General features: G+C 53.0%; 12 protein-coding genes. 8 read left to right on the top strand and 4 right to left on the bottom strand.

All coding sequences use genetic code 11. The features are described from left to right. The first annotated feature begins 106 nt into the window (after positions 1 to 106). A complete protein-coding gene (locus tag AAA138_RS03670) occupies positions 107 to 3,307 on the top strand; it encodes a cell wall-binding repeat-containing protein (protein ID WP_349089612.1) in 3,201 nt (1,066 codons plus the stop codon). 95 nt (positions 3,308 to 3,402) lie between these two features. Here the strand turns inward: AAA138_RS03670 and AAA138_RS03665 are convergent, their stop codons facing one another. From AAA138_RS03665 to AAA138_RS03650, 4 genes are all read right to left on the bottom strand, one after another. Then, positions 3,403 to 4,869: a cell wall-binding repeat-containing protein gene (locus tag AAA138_RS03665; protein WP_349089611.1), complete on the bottom strand. Its 1,467-nt coding sequence runs from the start codon at positions 4,867 to 4,869 to the stop codon at positions 3,403 to 3,405. Positions 4,870 to 4,969: 100 nt separating this feature from the next. Then, on the bottom strand, positions 4,970 to 8,920 hold the full coding sequence (locus AAA138_RS03660) for a cell wall-binding repeat-containing protein (protein ID WP_349089610.1): 3,951 nt from the start codon (positions 8,918 to 8,920) through the stop codon (positions 4,970 to 4,972). 14 nt (positions 8,921 to 8,934) lie between these two features. Next, complete coding sequence (locus tag AAA138_RS03655; RefSeq protein WP_349089609.1) at positions 8,935 to 9,900, bottom strand: hypothetical protein; 966 nt, start codon at positions 9,898 to 9,900, stop codon at positions 8,935 to 8,937. Positions 9,901 to 10,045: 145 nt separating this feature from the next. Continuing rightward, on the bottom strand, positions 10,046 to 10,981 hold the full coding sequence (locus AAA138_RS03650) for a glycosyltransferase family 2 protein (RefSeq protein WP_349089608.1): 936 nt from the start codon (positions 10,979 to 10,981) through the stop codon (positions 10,046 to 10,048). Between the two features lie 263 nt (positions 10,982 to 11,244). Between AAA138_RS03650 and AAA138_RS03645 the strand changes: the two genes are divergently transcribed. The 7 genes from AAA138_RS03645 to pelF all read left to right on the top strand — a co-directional run bounded on the left by AAA138_RS03645 (position 11,245) and on the right by pelF (position 21,019). Next, entirely contained in the window at positions 11,245 to 12,540 is a 1,296-nt protein-coding gene (locus AAA138_RS03645; RefSeq protein ID WP_349089607.1) for an AAA family ATPase, read from the top strand. Further along, complete coding sequence (locus tag AAA138_RS03640) at positions 12,537 to 13,220, top strand: hypothetical protein (protein WP_349089606.1); 684 nt, start codon at positions 12,537 to 12,539, stop codon at positions 13,218 to 13,220. The genes AAA138_RS03645 and AAA138_RS03640 overlap by 4 nt, the downstream gene beginning before the upstream one ends. Before the next feature lie 699 nt (positions 13,221 to 13,919). Beyond that, the gene (locus AAA138_RS03635) at positions 13,920 to 14,369 is read left to right on the top strand and encodes a hypothetical protein (RefSeq protein ID WP_349089605.1); all 450 of its coding nucleotides are present in this window, start codon (positions 13,920 to 13,922) and stop codon (positions 14,367 to 14,369) included. 278 nt (positions 14,370 to 14,647) lie between these two features. Continuing rightward, complete coding sequence (locus AAA138_RS03630; protein ID WP_349089604.1) at positions 14,648 to 16,816, top strand: DUF4118 domain-containing protein; 2,169 nt, start codon at positions 14,648 to 14,650, stop codon at positions 16,814 to 16,816. After that, positions 16,813 to 17,718, top strand: a complete 906-nt coding sequence (locus tag AAA138_RS03625) for a hypothetical protein (RefSeq protein WP_349089603.1) — start codon at positions 16,813 to 16,815, stop codon at positions 17,716 to 17,718. Before AAA138_RS03630 ends, AAA138_RS03625 begins: the two co-directional genes overlap by 4 nt. Then, a complete protein-coding gene (locus AAA138_RS03620; protein WP_349089601.1) occupies positions 17,715 to 19,595 on the top strand; it encodes a DUF2194 domain-containing protein in 1,881 nt (626 codons plus the stop codon). Before AAA138_RS03625 ends, AAA138_RS03620 begins: the two co-directional genes overlap by 4 nt. Then, positions 19,592 to 21,019, top strand: a complete 1,428-nt coding sequence (gene pelF, locus AAA138_RS03615; protein WP_349089599.1) for a GT4 family glycosyltransferase PelF — start codon at positions 19,592 to 19,594, stop codon at positions 21,017 to 21,019. The genes AAA138_RS03620 and pelF overlap by 4 nt, the downstream gene beginning before the upstream one ends. The last annotated feature ends 1 nt before the right edge of the window (position 21,020 follow it).

Here is a 21,020-nt window from a genome sequence, read left to right as displayed (position 1 = left end):
GTTGTAACGCTATTTGTCATGACCCTTTAATGTTGGATATTTAAAATATTTGTAAGGTCATGCCAATTGCTTTCACTGCTGTTTTTGGTCAATAAAGGAGGGCCCTATGAGAAAGAGGATTGTTCGATCCAAGGTGCTTCTTGTGCTGATTTTATCCCTATTCTTAACGCTGGAAGGACTTTTGCCCGTCGTCGCTTTTGCGACAGATGAACCCTCTGAGCAGGAGGTTGTCGGTGAGGCGGAAGCTAAGGGTGAGAGCGTGGCGGAAGATGACGCTAGCGCAATAGGGTCTATGAATGGGCCGAATGGGGAGCCCGTCGAGCCCAATTCACCGGCAGGCTATGATGTGAATGCCACTCCAAGTGAGGATGCCCCAGCTTTGATGTCAAGCGATTCCATTAGGTCTGGTGATTGGTCATACTACGAGAGCGTCAATTCTAGCAATGAGCAAATATATGTGATTGATCACTATTATGGGTCGAATAGATCGATTACTCTTCCCGCCACGCTTGATGGGCTGCCGATGAGTAAGGTCAGCTTCTTCTATGGTGGGTTACCAGGTTGCGTGACGGAGGTTGAATTTCCAGCTTCGATACGTGAAATTGGAGCTTATGGGTTTGCCTATTCCAGGGTATCGTCAGTCGTAATACCCGACAATTCGCAACTTGAAATAATAGGGGAGAGTGCATTTTACAATACGCCGCTTACTTCATTTGTTCTTCCTAAAGCACTTAAAGAGCTTGGGCATGATGCGTTCGCCAATACGCTCATGAAAAGTTTTACGCTCAACGATGATCTTGGGCCCATGTTCTATTTAGAGCACGTCGTGTCGGGCAATAATGAATTCGATGTTTCTAGGCATTTTAATCCCTGTCCGGGCGCTCCCATTGGACTTAAGTTCAACGTTTCTCCCAGCTCAAGGAACTATAAGACCGTTGACGGTGCCCTTTCGTCTAAAGACGGCACGATTCTGTATGCGCAGTATAGCGATCTGGGCGGGGGTCAATATGTCGTTCCTTCGTCTGTTCAAATTCTTGGGCAGTGGTCGATGGAGTTGAATAAAACGTTTTCGAGCATTTCGCTCCCTTCGGGTCTTACCGATATGGAGGGCGGATGCCTCTATGGAACTGCAATTATCGAACTTTCAATGCCGGATTCGGTCACTCGCGTTCAAGGTCTTATCTGTGAAAAATGCGCCGATCTTACAGATGTCACAATAAGTAATAACCTGATAGAACTTGGTGAATCGGCAGGCTGGGAGTGCTTCTATGGTTGCACTAAGCTCAGGGATGTTCGCCTTGGTTCAAAGCTGCGCGTAATCGGTAATTCCTGTTTTGCTGGATCGGCAATTTGGAGTATTGACCTTCCTGATTCCTTGGAGCAAATTAACTACGGAGTATTTGCCGACTGCAAAAGCCTGGCTACCGTTACTGGCGGCAAGAAACTAAAGAGAATCAATCGTCTTGCCTTTAGCAATACCGCTCTTTCTGACTTTAGCTTTGGTGACAGCTGCACGTTCATTTCGAATGAGGCGTTTGATGGCTGCTCTTTTACACCAAATTATCCGTCTTATCTTACGGAGCGCTCAGATGGATACTACTTAGTCGACCAGCTGAGAGTCAAAGGTGATGTAAGTTACTCCATGGCATATCAGGTCCTAGATCTTGTTAATCAGGAGCGTTTAAAGCGGGGGTTAAACGCACTCCAAATGGATCGTGGTCTTCTTGATGCCGCTATGGTTCGTGCGTTTGAAACTTCTATTGGATTTAGTCATACTCGCCCAACTGGTGAGAGATGTTTTTCGGCGTCGAGCAAGATGGTCGGCGAGAATATTGCTTCCGGCCTATGGTCACCTGAGGACGCGATGGCCTCCTGGATGAATTCTCCTGGCCACCGTGCCAACATACTTGATTCTGATTATCAATCGGTAGGTATTGGCTGCGTGAATGTGTCGGGAACGTACTATTGGGTTCAATGCTTTGGTGTTGGCGCGGCTGACGCGTGCGACCAGCCTTCTGATTGTGCTTCGACGGTGGCTAAGATCGACTATACAAAACAGGGTCTTGACGAATTGGGCAGCACGTTCAATCTTGTTCCTGTTACCCTCGATGGCTCTGAGCGTACCTGGAATAATGATACGAATCTTAGTGTTGGGTCTTCGCAGCGCTACGCCTTAACCGTTCAGCCTTGGACGTGGGCTACAACCTTCCTTCTTGATGATTGCGTCTCTTGGACTGTTGATTCATCCGGAACCGTTGGACTTGATAGCAATACACCGACAATTACAGCCAAAAAGGGCGGAGACTACACTTTGACCGCATCGCTTGTCGGCGGCACAGGGACTATAACACGGTCGGTCTCTGGCAAGGTAGTCGCTACGCTTAGCAGACTCGCCGGTGGCACGAGATATCAAACCATGGGTGTTGTTGTCGATGCTGGTTCTTGGAAGAAGGGAGGAACGGCGATAGTCGCTTCGGCCATAAACTTCCCTGATGCTCTTGCGGCTGCCACGCTCGCGGGGGACGAGAACGCTCCCATCCTGCTTACTGACCCCGATTCGCTTTCTCCCGAGGTCGCTTCGAGATTGAGTTCTTTGTTTCCAGCTAAGGTTTATATAATCGGCGGGACGAGCGCTGTTTCCGACACTGTAAAGTCACAGATTAGCAAGAAGGTTGGCAGTGGTTGCGCAGTCACAAGGATTGCGGGCAGCACCAGATACGGCACTGCTCTTAAGCTGCTTGAGGAAACATCCGGTCGCTCTAAAACACTGATAGTTGCTACCGGCGTTAATTTTGCCGACGCGCTGTCGGTCAGTCCATATGCTTTTGAGTCGGGCGCGCCTATTGTTTTGAGTGATCCCGGCTCTGGGCTTGACGCCGATTTACTTGATGAAATTCGCGCCAGAGGCTTTACCAGCGCGATTATTGTTGGCGGGACAAGTGCAGTTCCTACGAAGGTCGAGTCTCAGCTGTCTGGCGTAGGTATCCTAGATGTGGCTCGCTTGTCTGGCTCCACTCGCTTTGAAACGAGCAAAGCGATTGCCGAGTACGAGCTGAACCATGGGTTTAAGTTTGATGGCGTCGTATTTGCTACGGGCATCAATTTCCCCGACGCCCTTGCTGCTGGCGCTCTTGCAGGTAAGAGCTCTTCACCCGTTCTTCTTGTCGGCCAAGATTCCGATGCTGCCGTATCACTTGCAAAGCAGTATTACGGCCAGGTTAGCGCTGCTTATGTTGTGGGAGGAACGAGTGCCGTGTCCGATGACGAGGCCCTATCTCTTGCGTCTGCGCTTGGTATGAAGTACTAGTCTCGTTTCATTAGAGAGGCCGGCCCTCGCTGCTTGTATAAGAGCGAGGGCCGGCCTATTTTGCTATAGGTTCGATTGGCTATTCTGTGGGGTGGTTATAGCCCAACACTTGTTGCGCCGTATTCCGCTTGTTCTTGGGTAAACCCATCGTGTATCAATTGACTAATTAATTGCGATTTGCTGAATGAGACTATTTCTTGATAATTCGCTGCTTGTTTTGCTGCTTGGTCAAACCAATTTGCTCCACAATTATCTGCTGCGTAGATTGCCTGTCCATCGGTAAACTGTTCCGCCTGACAAGTTAGCTGATTTATGAGGCCATTGTATGAAAATGCCTGGAAGCTCAAATAGTTTTTTGCTTTATTGAGGGCTTGCTGGCTCCAGTTGGCACCTGTTGAATTTGCGCCAAACTCTGCATCTGAAGTTGAAAAGCCTTCATATTTGAGTTGATGAACAAGCCCTTGCCTGGAAAATGACATGAAGCGCAAGTAGCTATTCGCCCTATTTGTAGCGTTTGCTTGGGATTGTACTGTTGACGGTGCAGCGTCGCTGCCGTTTTCTAGCCAGCTTTCAATGTTTCCGAAGACTGACGGTGCAATTGCGCCGCAGCCTCCGAGCACATAGCAGTTCTGGATATTGGAACGATTTGAGAGAATCCAATTCTTAATGGCGGTGCCATCGTTTTTGGGGGATAGGATAAGCACGCCACGATTCGAACCAGCTACGGGTCCACCTGCAAGTGCATCGGGAAAGTTCTCGCCTGAAGCGATAGCGACTACGCTTGTATTCCCGGTGCCGCTACTAATAATATTGTCTGCTATCTGTTGCGAGGTCTCATAGCGCGTTTGACCGGCCCATCGCTCGACGGACATCGTTCCTTGCAGCTTTTCTTCGGCTTCCGGCTTAACCGCACTTAGCCCACCCACGATAATCGCATTTGTTGCTCCAGTGGCTTTTATGGCTTCGGTTGTTTTCTCTGATAGAGTGCCGTCTTGGTCTGTTAAAAACACCGGCGAGTGCGTAGCATTAGAGTAAGGGCTAATTGACAGCGAATCCCAAGGTGATAAAGAGCTGGCAATGACGACCGTGCTCGATCTTTCTCCTTTTGAAATATATGAAGCTATAGAGGCTGCCGTATCTTGTCTTGTCGCACCAGCAATTCGTTCAGTTTCAATGCCTTTCGATTTTAGAGTTGACTCGACTTTCGCTGATATCGCAGCTTCACCGCCGACAATGAACGCCTTTCCAGTTTGATTTCTATTGACCCATCTTTCGATGTCGCCAGATAGTTCATCTTTGGACGTAAGAAGGATCGGAGCGTTCTCGGTTCCAGCCAATGCCGATGCCGCCAACGCATCGGGAAAGTTCTCTCCCGATGCGACGATGATGGTTCCGCTCGTACGCGACATTTTCTTTGAAGCCTCATAAGCGGTTTCATATCGTGTCTCACCGCATAACCTTGATGTCGACCCGTTCGATGCGAACGCTTGGTGGGGAAGGGTGCAAAGCGCGGCAGCCATGATTGTGGCGGCGATTGCCCTATATATTTTCATTTGTCTCATATTTCTCCTGTCTGCTGCTCATAATTTTTCTGTCGCTTCAAATAGAGGGGGACGCCCCTTGTTAAAGAGGCGTCCCTTTTTCTGCCTTATAGAAGATGGTTTAAATCCCCATCGCCTTTTTAAGTGTTTGGGCATCTGCAGGCGTAACGGCATTTTCTCCGCCTACGATCAGCGCGCCGCTAATGTCGTTCGCGTGTGCGCTCAGCCATTGCGACGCTGAGGATGCTCCGCTATCCACAAGGAGGAGCGGCGTTAGCTTTCGTCCTGCAACCGGGCCGGCAGCAAGCGCGTCAGGGAAGTTAAGCCCTGTTGCAAGCGCAATTCCGTCAACGCCGAAACCTAGTTGTTGCGACAGCTCAAAGTCTGCAATCAGCTGGCTTGTCTCAAAGCGAGTTTCTCCTGCCAGGCGCTTAATGGTGGCCACACCGTTCTGCTTGAGTTGGTTTTCAACCGACGTGCTGACTGCATTTTTACCGCCAACAATTACGGCGTTTGTGTAACCTCCGTTACGGATCTTGGTCAGTGCGTCTTCCGACAGGCCAGTTGAGGGATCGCATAGAATTACCGGTGACCCCGTTGCATATGAGTAGGGGCTGATGGACAGTGCGTCAGCGAAATTGGTTCCCGTTGCAACGATGACTGTGTTAGAGCGACCGCAGAGCTCACCCATAATATTGAGCGACGTTTCATAACGCGTTTGGCCCCAGATGCGCTTGATTTCTGCGTTCGGTGCAGCATTTTTAGCGGATGAAAGTACACTCTCACTGATGGCGTTGGGGCCGCCGACCGCCACAACCTTAATTGGGGCGAGACGAGTGATCTCCGCTTTTGCCTGCTCGGTGAGCTGGCTTGAGTCTGTCAGCAAGATGGGGGCATCGGCATCGCCTGCTAGCGCCGCTGCTGCTAATGCATCCGGGTAGTTGGCGCCGTAGGCAAGAACTACTGTGCCGCCTTGGCCCCAGTTGCCTTTCTGGCACAGTGATGCCATGGTGTCGTAGCGGGTATTGCCCGAGACGCGGTTGATGCCAGGCTCAGCCTTTTTCACGATTTGGAACGTTCCTAATGCCGTGCCGGTGTAGTTTCCGCATCCTTCTACAGTTGCGTATCCTTCACCCGTGTTTATGTTGTTGACGTAGCTCACTGTAAAGTCGACGTCGGGACTCAGTTCCTTATCACCAATCTTAACGGATGGAACCGGAGTGAGCGGGCTTCCTGTGTATGCCTGCTCGGGAATGGTTACTTGTGCGGAGCTAATATCGGCAGGAGCAATGCTGTACGTAGCGGTGACTCTACCGCTGTAGTTTCCCTTTCCCGTTACAGTTGCGGTTGCATTTCCTGCGTTAGTGTTGTCAGCGTATGTGAGTTCGTATTCGGTTTCTGAACTTAATGACTTTCCGTTAAGCGTTACTGTCGCCTTGGGCTCATGGGCAGTTCCGTCATAGGTGTAGCTCGAAGAATCAAGCTCTACCGTCGCATCTGAAATATTTGCAGGTGCGATCTTGAAGTTTCCAGAAAGCGTTCCGGTGTAGTCGCCCTTGCCATACAGTGTGAACGCCGCTTTGCCAGCGTTGACATTGTCTGAATAAGAGACTTCGTAGTCGGTCCCCTGTTTGAGGGCCTTGTCTTTATAGCTTACCTTGAGTGCGGGCTCAATGGGTTCGCCGGTGAAGGTGACATCATCAATCTTGTTAACAGATGCCTTAGAAATTTCCAGGACCTCTTTGCGAATCTCGAACTTGCCCGTGGCGGTTCCAGAATAATTGCCCTTGCCCTTGATGGTGACGGTTGCGGTTCCTATCTTTACGTTGTCCGAGTAGGAAGCCGTGTAGTCTTTTCCGGCTTTTAGAGTCTTGCCGTTCAGCGTCACGTTGGCATCGGGCTTGAGCTCGCTGCCAGTGTAGCTCTGGCTTGGTATGAGCACGGAAGCCTTTGAGATGTCCGCGGTGGCAATCTCGAACGTCGTTTCGATTGAGCCGCCGTACCGTCCTGCTCCCGTTACTACGGCAGTAGCCTTTCCTGCATCTATGTTGTTCTTATAGGAGACGGTGTAGTCCTTGTTCTCCTCAAGCTCTGCATTATCGATGGATACTTTGAGTTTCGGTTTTTGTTCAGAGCCGTTATAGGCCGAACCGCTAGCGACGGTGACCTTTGCCCCTTCAATCGAGAGGGGTGATATGGTGAACTGTTTAGTTGCCGTTCCTGTGCAGCCAGCATATAAACCGTTACCAGTGAACGTAATCGTTGCTTGACCTGGTTCAACGTTGTTGTCGTAGGAGACCGAGTAGGCATCGCCGGGCAACAATGTGTAACCGTTTAGTTTGAGCTTGGGAAGGGGGCGCTTTTTAATGCCGTCGTACGGTTGAGGGTCAACATCTTCGATACTGAGATTTGGATCGCTCAGATCGGCACAGATATACATCATGTAGCCTCGGCTGCCTGTATAGTTTCCCTTGCCTTCAATTTGCAGATAGGCTGAACCCGGGTTCTTTTGGTTGTTCATCTTGACGGTGTAGTCTTGGTTTTCTTTGAGCTCGGTGGAGCCGTTCTTGATTACAAGGCCGGTGTCAACGTTGGAACCTGTATATGGAATTCTATAGTACGTTTGGCCCCATTCGTCTACCTCTGATGTGACTTTGCTGTCGAAGGAGATATTCATTTGCCGTATATTATTTTGCCCCATGTAAACAATGGGGAAGACATTGACGGATACTCCGCAGTAGGAGGAACCTTTCGGAGCTTTTAGGCGCGAATAGTAAGTGCCTTCGGCCTTCGGTAGCTCGGTCGACCAGTATTTATCATTGTTTAGATAGTCATCCCACGTTAGTTTGCTATCTTCTTTGGCGTATTCAATCGCATAGTCTTTGCCCTCTATCAGTTCGTTGCCCTGTTTGTTGACGACTTTGATCTCGGGACGTTTTCCAATTGAAAGGTAGAGCGGTTCCATGTTGACATGAACTCCGGGATCAAGAAACTTCATGCTGCACAGTGCCAAATCATTTTTGGCATAGACGGTTACTTGCTCCGTGAGCGTTCCGTAGTGGTTTCCCTTGCCCTTAAACGTGAATGTATATTCACCAGGTTTGGATGGGATGGAGGTTCCAACATTTTTGCCGTTTTCATCGATGACTTTAGCAATTTCGAATTCCGAGCTGGGGTCCAAGCTCAATTGCTGCGGCGTGTCTTCTGAATCAATGTAGTATACACGGAGATCGATGCTATTCTCATCGCCGATAATCGGGCAATTATAGAAGTGGTAATTAGATATGTCAGCGGGATCAATGGCGTCGATATTACCGCTATTCGATCTTCCATAAAGCCCCGATCCTTCCGTTGCGCTTGCGATGAATTGATAGGTTCCGGGCTCTGATATGGAGTCAAATTCTTTACCATTTTTATAGTAAGTGAAGGTATAGTCGTCTGGGTCGCTGAGCACCTCTCCGGCTTTGCTGGTAATTTTAAGGGGCGGTTTTGTTCCAACGAGGATTGCTCCCTGATAGGCATTGGAATAATCCACGCGACTGCCCTCGAGAGAGAGGGGGTCTCTGAGGGTGAATGACAAGCTCTGGGTGCCGTGCAGCTTGCTCCCCTTGGCTGGAACTATAATTGCGATGTAAAAACCCGCTTTATCTGGGCAGTTTTTGCCGAGATTTACACCGCTCTGGGATTCGTAATGATCAATTACGAAGTCCTTATCTTGTTCATAGTAGGATTCACCTCTGTAGGTTATCGTGAACGAAGGCTCATAGCCGGTTATCAGATCGTTCGATCCCGTCTGATACAGGAAAGAGAGGTCTAATGGGTCGGCGATTTCGAGACCATATTCTGTCGTCTCTCCGACTTTGTTTGATCCATCGACAGCAACTGCTTTTACGGTGTACCATCCAGCCTCCGAGGGAAACCCTGAGACCTCTTCTCCGTTGTGCGTAAAGACCAGTCTGTATTCAGAGCGGTCCACCGTACTACCGTCAGAATTGTAGACGGGGAAATCGGCGCTGCTGAGCTTATCGCCGACTTTAAAACCACCCTCGAGGTTAAAATGGCAAAATGCCATATCGTTGGCAGCCTTTACGGTAAAATGAACTTTTTTGTTCCTTTATACGATCCCGCACCCTGCAAAACTGCATAATAATCGCCGGGGTCTGTTGGGGGCTCAGGCTGATAACTGGTTGACTCGCTATCTGAACAATAGCCTAAAACGTTATAGTCGATTCCTTGTTTCAGGTCGATGGTTACGGACTCTCCGTTTTCACCGAGACAATAGAGCGACGATCTAAATGTTGGCTCTGTTCCCCCAATTACTGCGCTTTGGTTGATATAGAAATTGAAGAATGAAATGTCCGTCGTGTCGACAATATTGATGGTGTAATAAATATTGGTCTGACCGGTATAGCCTGTTCCTGCAATTGCTTTGGCGTTAACGTGATATTCGCCGCACTCCACTGGAACGCTGTCCAGCTTATTCCAATTTTTGTCACTATAAGAGAGCATATAGCAGGATTTGTCGACTTGGTTTCCGTTGGAATCAATCAGTGTTGCATTTAATGCAATAGGTTTTCCCGTATAAGCAATGCTACTATTGGCGACATGAAGGCTCATGCCTTCGAGGTCATTTTCTTCGAGTATTCTAAAAATCCAATAGCCGGTTATTCCGGTTGCGCCGGAGTCTTTATTGGCTTTTGCGTAAACATAGTATTCACCAGCAGCTGTGGGAACCTTGTCGGTTTCTTTTCTTTCGCCGTGGTTGGTGTAGGTAAAGAATACAAGAGAATAGAGTTTCGGGTCTACTTTTTCCCCAGAACCATTGTGTACTTCAAAGTCAGTTGTTTTTGGCCCCTTTCCTTTTATGTATTGATTTCCATAGCTCAAGCTATTGTTAAAAGATATCCTACAATTTGACAGGTTGATTTGTTCGCTGTCGTTTTGGGCTGTTTCGGCTTTTACATCTTGGGTTTGGGCACTTGTTACGACTGGAGTGCCCAAGATGGATGCGGCCAAGACAGTGCTAAGCACGACTGGTACGGTTTTTCGCATCGCTCCTCCTTACTCTAAGGTTGAGTTAACTTATATCGTAAAAATGCAGGCTGATCGGTTAGATTTTTGTTAGCGTTGCCTATCACCCTGCGGTCGGTGCAATTTACAAATGAACACAGTATTATTTTTTGTTTGTAAGGGGATGCTATGGGCGGCTTTCTGTTTCCTCATACACCCTCAGCTCCCACTGTTTCCGCTCTACTTTCGCCACGGAGTCCAAGATGAAGCCTGTAGCGAGTGACAATCCGCACAGGAACATAAATGCGGCTGCGAGAATCGCGGTAGGGAAGCGAGGCACGAGACCGGTGGCGAGGTATTCTGAGATGAGAGGGACTCCTAGGATAAGACCGATAGCCGCAAAGACAAGCGCAACAAGTGAGAAGAACTTAAGCGGGCGGTAGTCCTTAAAGAGGGTGCCAATCATGGCGATCACTCGGATGCCGTCGCTTACGGTATTGAGCTTGGACTCAGAACCGGCTGGACGGTCTCGATACTCGATGGGGACATCTTTAATGCGCCAACGATGGTCGACGGCGTGGATGGATAGCTCCGTCTCGATCTGGAAGCCTTCAGAGAGCACCGGGAACGTCTTGACGAAGGGCTTGCTCATGGCGCGATAGCCGGTCATGACATCGTCAAAGCTGTATCCGTAGATCCACTTGATCATGCTGCGTACCAGGTTGTTGCCAAAGCCGTGGAAGGCGCGCTTGTTCTCTTCGGCGTATGTACCGTTGGAAAGTCGATCGCCTACGGTCATATCCGCTTCGCCGGCAAGGATGGGGTCGCACAGCGCGCGCGCCGACTCAGCCGGATAGGTGTCGTCTCCATCGACCATAAGGTAACAATCGGCCTCGATATCGCGGAACATTTGGCGGCAGACGTTGCCTTTACCTTGACGCGGTTCGAATTTAACGGTTGCCCCGTGTTCACGTGCGATTTGTGCAGTGCCGTCAGTCGAGTTGTTGTCGTAGACGTAGACCGTTGCTTCGGGAAGCTCTCGGTGAAAATCATCTACTACCTTTGCAATGGTTAGTGCTTCGTTGTAGCAGGGGATGATAACGGCAATGTTGTTTGAGTTCACATTGATCTCCAAAGTCTGGTTGTTGCCGTTAGAAGTATAGCCGTTGCTTTTTTGTATTGGTTTTAAAGGCCTGAAATAGGATGGGATACATGTATATACCGTGCTATCGTTTAAAGGTGAGCTGAGTATTTGCTCTCATGAGCACCGCCCATTATTCTCTGCACAATTGAAGTCTGAAGTGGTTGGCTATAATGCTGCTAATTAAGAATTTCGGCACGAATTTCAACTCGATTGGCTACTAGCATAAATCACGGGAGGCTATCGTGAGCTTCGCTAACGCTGCGTTGCAAATTAAGAAACTGAAGATAACCAACTTCCGTAAGTTCGAATCATATTTGATTGAATTCGATCGCCAGCTTACCGTTTTGGTCGGCGACAATGGTACGGGTAAAAGCACGCTTATCGATGCAACCAGCGTTGCGCTGGGGACGTTGTTTCTGAAAATTGAGTACGCCGAAGCTCCGGGCATAGTTCCTGGTGATTCTCGTGGAGCGGTTATCAAACAGGGCGACATGTTCGACGTTCAGTCTCAGTACCCAGTGTCGGTTGAAGCGTCGGGTATTGCGCTGGGGGAAGAGATTGGCTGGCTGCGCTCGCTGAAGAGTGCTAAGGGGCGTACCACGCAAGCCGATGCCGGACGCATGATTGAAGCCGGCACTCGCCTGCAAGAGCTTGTCGGTAAGGGCAACGAAGTCATTCTGCCCGTTCTTGCCCGCTACGGGACTGATCGGCTGTGGAAGCAAACGGCGTCAAAAGATAAAGCAACGCCCAATAGAACGCGCGGTTACGAGGGTGCTCTGCGGGCTTCTGCGAATGAAGCCCGCATGAATGCGTGGTTTAAGTCTCAGTCGATTTGGGAGTGGCAAAATAAGCGAGAGAGCGCATTATTCACCGCGGTAAAAAAGGCGCTCGCGTCTTGCTTTGATGCCGCTGTGTCAACCAGGGGCGCCATGGTTGACTATGACGCCGAGCTTAACCAGCTTGTATTTACATACGCCACTGCAGACGGTGTTTATCACCGCGATAGAATGCACTCTATGAGCGATGGCTATCGTGGAACGTTGAGCCTTTTCGCGGACATCGCGTACCGAATGGCAACGCTTAACCCGGCTTTGGGCTCTTGCGTGCTCGAGACGCCTGGCGTTGTTATGATCGATGAGATCGACCTTCATTTGCATCCCCGCTGGCAAGTGCGGATTCTCGAAGACCTTGTTCGCATATTTCCTAACGTTCAATTTATAGTTACAACGCATTCGCCTGTTGTGGTTGCATCGGTGCCCCGTGGTAACATTCGCATTCTTGGTGAGGACACTGCAACGGTGCCTGCTATGGAGACGCGTGGACGCGATGCCGGGGATATTCTCAACACAGTTCTGGGAGCATTCTCTCGACCTGAAGAGGCGGCTCGATTGTTCGATTTGTTCAATTGCGCCGTTGATGAAGAGCGCTTTGGCGACGCCAAGCTTGCGCTCCAAAAGCTTGAGGAGTTTGTGGGCATGGATGATCCCGATGTTGTTGCCGCTAAGACGACACTTGAGCTTGAGGAGCTGCTGTCGTGATTCCGATCGTTAAGGGAAAAGAGCCTGCGGCGCTTACCAAGGCCAAGAGGGCCATACGCAACACCCCCGATACGACGTTTAATTACACAGCGTTGCGCGGAGAGAGCAAGCGAGAAGTTCTGGAGGCCTTGCTTGCGGAGCAGGGCCATCTCTGCGCTTATTGCACGTGCAGGATCGGCGTTGGTGATCGTCTGGCTACGATTGAGCATTTGATTCCGCAAAATCCTGAGGATTCTGCTCCGGATGGCGAGTTAAGTCTGGATTATCACAACCTAGTCGCCGTTTGTGACGGACGTGGTGGGGCAACGTGTGACAAGCGACGTGGCAACGAGCCCCTTACGGTTGATCCGACCAAGCCTTATACGCTTGATAGCATTTTCTATCATCGAGACGGGCGTATTGATGCTGTTGATGGAAGCGTGCGGCGAGACCTTGAGGTTACGCTCGGGCTTAACGCGTCGGGTACCAACTTGTGTGCTAATCGTTCCAAAACTATGGAAGCAATTGAAAAATCTATCGATCGAGCTATCAAGCGAAGGGGTGCTGAGGGCAACAGAGCGGTAAAGAAGGCCATTTGTGCAAAGGTCCTCAAACTGTTTGAAAATCAGGTGGATATGAAAGAAGAGTATTTGGGTGCCAAGTTGTATAAGGCGCGCAAACTCTTCTCAAAGTTTGCTTAGTGTTCTTTTGCTGCTGCGGTGGTGAATGGCTTGCGCCTGACAGCGCGCCGCCCAACCGCGCCAGCGATGCCGTCGAGGGAATGCGTGCATCACCCTCGATCCGCGCTCTATCTCGCGGTTCGTCCGCCCCTGGTCGTTGTTGGTGTACAGGACTTCGTGTGCGACGGTGGGAATCTAGGTATGCCAGGGAATCCCGCTCGGCCTCCTTAAGGATTGCCGCCGTCCTTAGGCAGCGCCCGTCCAGCACGGGCTGCAAGACATGTGTTATATGGCGGTCACGGTGGCGGCGTAGCGCCCGCGGAACGCCCGTGAGTCGATTCTGCCCACTCGGCGCCTGGGCTGCCAGAGCCCCGCCTATCCCGGACTTGTTCGCCGGAAGCTCGGCGTTAGCCGCCACCTGCGACCTCCTGGCGTTGTAGAAAACCCTAGGCGCGCGGCGCGCGCCGGACCCCGGTGCCCGCGAACATTATTTGCATTGCTTCGTGATATCCTGCAAGGCTTAAACGAGTATTTACTTACTCTAACTTTTTAGTCCATCCTGTTGCATCTATTTCGAATCCGTGGGCTCGAATTATTGAGATTTGAGTTCCTGCGGCAACGTATGCTGCATAGATTTCGTTATATTTCGATGAGCTTTCTTGTCTGTACACACTATTTTATTGATAGACATTTCTACGGTTCAAAAGGAAAGGTAATTGCATGGCTGAATTATTTGCATCTTTCTTTAGTGGGGCTTTCGGTTCGTTATTGACCTATTTTGCTGGCAAAAAGACATTGATTCCTTCTGCTAGGGAGGAGCTTGAAGATTTAATTTCACTTGCGAATAAGGCAACTGACACTGAAGTGAAGGATGCTCTATATTTAAGAGCCGCGAAGGTTGCTTCTCATTATGGGAAGCGTTGCTTGTTTGATATCGTGTTATCGATGGTGCATTGTGCGGTGGTTGTAATGTTGTGTATGACAGGGTTTGCGTGCGCTGTCTCCATCTGTGCTGCAGCTTACGCGTTTTACCATTCAGGAGCTGCAGATTCAATTGAAATCGCGGGTTCATGCATTGAGTATTTTTTGTACTTTGGAGCTATTCTTGTTTTTTCGGGCTTTTTAAAGGCAATTGCCTGGATTGGGGCCGAGCGATCGCTGAATAAATAACTTCATTACTAAGGAACATACGTCATCATCTTCGATAGCCTAATAGAATTCAGAGTTTGACGTGACTTTTTCTGTCCGTCTGTTGAGTTGCCTTTTGTTCAACGTGAAGGTATGCGGTCATCTTCTCTGGCCTAGCATTTCAACTAATCCTCGGGCCCTCACCCCATCCTCTAAAAAAGTTCTTAAGACAGCCTTAAAGGCGCCTCGGCTTGCGTTGACAGCGTACAATACGCATGTTTGACTATGGCAAAAGTGGAATTTTAGGGAAGGGGCGCGTCATGGAGGTGCTGGTTGTTGGCAATACCGCGTATGTTGACGACGACTTTTGTGCCAAGGCGTTCCCCGACGATCATGTTCAGGTTGTAGCTGCCGACGATGCACAGCGCGAGTCATCGTCCCACAGCTCGTGGAAAGAGTTGCTGCGCCACCTGGATCAGGCCTACGAGTTTGACCGCGTGGTCTATCTCTCCACTTATCTCACTCCGCATACCGAGACCTTTGGCGACATTGAGCTGCTGCGCTCGGTGTTTCGTGCCTGCATGGGCCGCCGTGTGCAGCTGCTGTATGTGGCGGGTCCTGCAGGTGCGGAGGGTGCTGGCGGCGCGTCGAGCAATGCCGATTCGCTTGATGCCACAGATGCTGCCGCCCAAACGGGTAAGGGCATTATCGCCCGCGCGGCCAATGATCTGTGCCGCTACTATGCCTCGCAAGACGATATCCAGGTCAAGATCCTGTGCACGCCCTATCTGTATACCGCCTCCGCGGCGCTCAACGACCCCTTCTTGGTGCCGCTGTTCGAGGCGTGCTCGACCGGGTCGGTGGCGCTCCAAGGTGCCGCGGACGCGCCGTTTCCCCTGCTGTGCGCGGAGGAGCTAGCGGTGCTGGTGCATCGCGTCTTTGACAGTTGGGATGCGACTTTTGAGACGCTCGACGTTGCAGATGCTTTCCATCGCACGACGGACGACTTGGGCGGCGCGCTCCAGGGTCTGTTCCCCGGGCTGTCCGTTGCCTATGGCGAGTCGACCGGCTATGCGTTGCCCGCAGGCGATGTCGCTCGCAAGCGCTACGGCTGGTTCCAGCGTTACGACCTGCTGCGCGACCTTTCGACCATCCACGCCCGCTGGGTTAACACCCGCACCAAAAAGGCCAACCCCTTACGTGCGGCCATCGATCGCATTCAGCTGCGCACTCTGCCCATTAAATGCCTGGAGACGGGCTTCGCATGGGTGCTGTTCGAGGTGCTGGAGCATCTGTTCTCCCAATCGGCCCAGCTCAACGTGCTCGACTATCGTCTGCTCTATGTGGTCCTGATTGGCACGCTCTACGGGCTCGATTTTGGTCTGGTCGCCGCACTGCTGGCGTCGATTGGTCTGGCGGTGAGTTATTTTGCCCTGTACGGTTACACCTTTCAGGGCTTGTTCTATGAGCCTTCCAACTGGCTGCCGTTTATTGCGTACTTTGTGGTGGGTGCCGTGTGCGGCTATGTACAGCTGCGCAACAGCGAGGCAATTAAGGCGGAGCGTGACGAGAACGAGCTTGTTCGAAACCGCAATACGTTCCTAACGCGGCTCTATCACGACGCAATCGAGGACAAGCGTGCCTATAAGCGACAGATTGTGGGACGTCACGACAGCTTTGGCAAGATATTTGCCGTGACACAGGAGCTCGACGTACTCAACCCGCGTGATATATACCGCAAGTGCTGCGAGCTGCTGGGCGAGATTCTCGAGAACGATTCGGTGACAATCTACCATGTTTCGGGCGGGGCATTTGCGCGCCTGGTAGCGGCGAGCCCGGCGATTTCCAACAATGTGCCGCGCTCGCTCTCGCTCGACGACCTTGCGCCCGTGCTCCAAGGCTCGATCTCTGGTTTGTGGGTGAACCGCGCACTGACGCCGGGGCTTCCGATGTTTGGCTATGCGATCGAGCGCGATGGAGCCCCCGCCGTGTTGATCTTTGTGCGTCACGTGGCCGAAAGCCAAATGACCCTGTACTACCAAAACCTGTTCCGCATCCTGTGCGGCCTGGTGGAAAGCGCGCTGGGACGCGCCTTCGATTACGAGGCCGTGGCGCAGGATAAGCGCTGCGTTGCCGGCACGTGCGTGCTCAACCACGATGCCTTTGGCCGGGAGCTTGCCGCCGAGCAAGCGCTTGCGGACAACAAGATGGGGAGCTTCTTGCTCCTGCGCGTGGTGCCGGGCATGGAGCCTGTTGGCGAGCTGGTCGGCGCCATTGGGTCGGCGATTCGCGAGAGCGATGCTGCAGGCCTGGTCGATGGCGACACGCTTTACCTGCTCATGCGTCAGGCGACCGAGGCCGACCTTCCCGTTATTTGTGCGCGCTTGGACGCCAAGCACATTACGGTGGAGCCCGTCGACAGCGAGGATGTTGTGGCCCTGCTGCAGCGCATTGCGCCCGCTGGCAACGGTGAGGGGGAGGCCGCTTGATCTCGCTTGTCGTTGCTGCCGTACTGCTATTACTTCATGCGCTGGTTTGTCTGGTGCTGTGGACGCTTATGAAACTGGGCCTGCTGCCGGTTCGCGGGCACATGCTTGCCGTGATGGTGCTCGTACCGCTGTGGGGCCCGTTGCTCGTGGTGCTGCTCTCGCTGCGTAGCGCGGTGTTCGGTGACGACCTTAAGGATGCCACGCTGGAGTCGCTGCGCATTAACGACGACATGCATCGCAGCATGCTGGTGCAGGGGCGCGAGGGCGATGATGGCGTGGTGCCGCTCGAGGAAGCGCTGATTGTTAACGACCCGGGCGACCGCCGCCGTCTGATGCTCTCCATGCTTACCGAGGATCCGGATGCGTACCTGGCACAGTTGCAGGCAGCAAAACTCAACGACGATGTCGAGGTCGCGCACTATGCCGCGACGGCGGTGGCGCAGATTTCCAAGGAGTCCGACCTTAAACTGCAGCAGTTGGAGCGCGCGTTTAAGACCGATCCAAGCTCGCATAACTTGGATGCGTATTGCGACTTTTTGGGCGCCTATTTGGACTCGGGTTTGGCAGAAGGCCGCGTGGCACAGATTCAGCGTCAGCAGTATGCACGCCTGCTCGCGCGTCGTTGCGAACGCGAGGACGGGCCTGCGCTGCGCATTCGCTATGCCACGGCGCTGGCCGATGCCGGCGAGATCAATAAGGCAGAGGACGTCGCTAGCCAGTTGGTGATCGATGCGTCAGACGAGCAGGACGTGTGGATGCTCTGCTTGCGCTTGGCTGTGATTCGTCGCGATGGGCAGGCGGTGCGGCGTGTAGTCGACGCGATCGACAAGCAGCACGTGTATTTGAATGCCGAAAATCGCGAGAGGCTGGCATTTTGGCGTGAAGGAGAGGAGGCCCGATGAGCGTGGTGCAACATATCCGCGAGCGTGCGGGCCATTTTCGTTGGATAGGGCTGCTCGTGGTATGGGCTGTCTTTATCGCCATGGCCGCTGTGCTGTTGATCGAGCGTGCCGGCGTGCAGTACAGCGCCGGGCAGCATAAGCTGGGTATGCTCGCCGCCAACGATGCGGTGCCGGCAAGCTCGGCGATGTTTGGCCAAAAGCCCACGTGCTTGGTTATTACCGACTCGGGCCAAGATGGCGTCGAGGACGTCAAAGAGCAGTTTGACCAGATTCTGCTCGACATGAAAATTGCCCACCGCGATGTGGATATTGCCACCGATGGTGTTGATGCGATTCCTTCCCTCACATCTTTCGACCGCGTGATTTTACTGATGCCTTCGATCGATGGGCTCGGTACGCACCTCTCCGACATCATGAGCTGGGTGAGCTCCGGCGGTTCGCTGATGCTCGCCATGACACCGGACAATTCGAGCTATCTGCAGGCAATCGGTCCCAAGCTAGGCATCGATTCTGCCAGCTATGAATATACGACGGCAGAGAGCATCGTGCCGAGCGAGGACTTTATGATCGGCGGTGGACAGCGTTATGAGTTGTCGGATCCCTTCGATTCGTCGCTCTCGGTTTCGCTGCGTGAGACGGCTCACGTGTGGGCTAAAACCGGCGACACGGGTACTCCGCTTATTTGGTCGAGCGATTGCGGCACCGGGCGTACCGTGGTGTGCAATATCGGTATCTACGACAAGGTTATGCGTGGTTTCTATGCCGCGGCCGTGAGCCTGTTGGGCGATGCCACGGCCTATCCGGTCATCAATAGCGCGGTGTTTTACCTGGACGATTTCCCGAGCCCCGTTCCCTCGGGCGACGGCACGTACGTCAAACGTGACTACGGCCTTTCCATTGCCGATTTTTACACCAAGGTCTGGTGGCCCGATCTGCAAAAGCTCGCGCAAAAATATGGCATTCGCTATACCGGCGTGATGATCGAAAACTACGAGGACGCGGTCAACCAGACCGAGCCCGCGCGACAGGCCGATACCACGCAGTTCCGCTATTTTGGCGGCATGCTGCTTCAGATGGGCGGCGAGCTGGGCTTTCACGGCTACAACCATCAGCCGCTTGCGCTCTGGGACACCGACTACGGCACGTTGTACGACTACAAGACGTGGAAGAACAAGGAAACGCTTGTCGCATCGCTCAACGAGCTTATCGCTTTCCAGGACGAGGTGCTGCCCAACGCGCACGGCTCGGTCTACGTGCCGCCGTCGAATATCCTTTCGGCCCGAGCGCGCAAGCTTATCGGCACCGACGTTCCGCGCATTAAGACCATCGCCAGTACGTATTTTGAGGATGGCACCGACCTGCCGTACGTGCAGGAGTTTGGCGTGGCGAGCGATGGCATTGTGGAGCAGCCGCGCATTGTCTCGGGCGGTATGGTCGGCGATTCCTATATGCGCCTGGCTGCCGTATCCGAGCTCAACATGCACTACGTAAGCACGCACTTTATGCACCCGGACGACCTTTTGGACCCCGATCGCGGCGCTACGGAGGGCTGGGAGGTCTACAAGGGCGGCCTGACCGACTACCTGGACTGGCTTACCAAGTTTGCGCCCGGCCTGCGTCGCCAGACCGGCTCGGAATGCTCGGGCGCCATCCAGCGCTTTTCGTCGGTGACGGTGGGCATGGATACCAGCGCGGATGCCTGGACGCTCAGTCTGGGCAATTTTCACGACGAGGCGTGGCTCATGTTCCGCGCCAATAATGGCGAGCCAGGTGCGGTGACGGGTGGCGAACTAACGCACCTTACGGGCAATCTGTATCTGCTCAAGGCAAATGATAAGACCCTGACGATCGAGCGCAAGGAGGGTGGCGACAGATGAGAATCTGCTTGGTACTCGAGGGTTGCTACCCCTATGTGCACGGCGGCGTATCTACCTGGATGCATGGCTATATCCAGGCCATGCCCGAGCACGAGTTCGTGCTGTGGGTGATTGGCGCGCATGCTGCCGACCGCGGCAAATTTGTCTACGAGCTGCCCTGCAACGTGGTCGAGGTGCACGAGGTGTTCCTGGACGATGCCCTGCGGCTTTCGGGCGAGCAGCACGAAGCCAGTTTTAACGACCGTGAGCGCGAGGCGCTACGCCGTCTGGTGTCGCTCTCCAATCCGGACTGGGACGTGTTATTCGATATCTTCCACCGCCGTCGCGTGCATCCGCTCTCGTTTTTGCAGAGCCGCACGTTTATGGATATCTTTCGCGATGTGTGCCTGGCCGAGTATCCCTACACGCCCTTTGCCGATGCATTCCACACCATGCGCTCCATGTTGCTGCCCGTGCTCTACCTGTTGGGCAGCGAGGTGCCGGTGGCCGATGTGTACCATGCCATCTCGACCGGCTACGGTGGCCTGCTCGCCTGCCTGGGCTCAAGCGTTCACCATGCGCCGGTGCTGCTGACCGAGCATGGCATCTATACCCGCGAGCGCGAGGAAGAGATCATTCGCGCCGATTGGGTGGTGCCGTCGTTTAAGGACCGCTGGATTCGCTTTTTCTACCTGCTTTCGGAGGAGATCTACCGTCGCGCCTTTCGCGTGACGAGCCTGTTTCACAACGCCCGCAAGACGCAGATTGATATGGGCTGCGATGCGGACAAATGCCTGGTCATCCCCAACGGCATCCAGTTCGATCGCTTTAAGGATATTCCCTTAAAGCCCGATGACGGCTGGGTGGACATTGGCGCGGTGGTGCGCCTGGCGCCCATCAAGGATGTCAAGACCATGATTTATGCCTTCTTTGAGCTGCACGAGCGCCTGCCCAAGGTGCGCCTGCACATCATGGGTGGCGTGGACGACGAGGAGTACGGCGCCGAGTGCCACGCGCTGGTCGAAACCCTGGGCGTGCGCGACCTGATCTTTACCGGCCGCGTCAACGTGGTCGAGTACATGGAAAAGCTCGACTTTACCATTTTGACGAGTATCTCGGAGGGCCAGCCGTTGAGCGTGCTGGAATCGCTGGGCGCGCGTCGCCCCTGCGTGACGACCGAGGTCGGCTGCTGCCGTGAGCTGCTCGAGGGCGCCCCCGGCGACGACTTTGGCGTGGCTGGATTCGTGAGCCCGCCCATGTATCGCAAGGGTCTGGCCGATGCCATGGAGCGCATGTGCGCGAGCCGTGCCCGCCGCCTGGAAATGGGGGAGCGCGGTCAGCGTCGCGTGGCGACCTACTACCTACACGAGCAGATGCTCGCCAACTATCGCGCGCTGTACGACGAGACGGCTCGTGCGTTTGACCTGTCCAGAGAGGGGGTGTAGC

This window comes from Collinsella sp. CLA-JM-H32B (assembly GCF_040098065.1).
Lineage (GTDB): Bacteria > Actinomycetota > Coriobacteriia > Coriobacteriales > Coriobacteriaceae > Collinsella.
The sequence above is the reverse complement of the archived record's forward strand: the minus strand, read 5'-3'. Positions and strand labels throughout refer to the sequence as shown.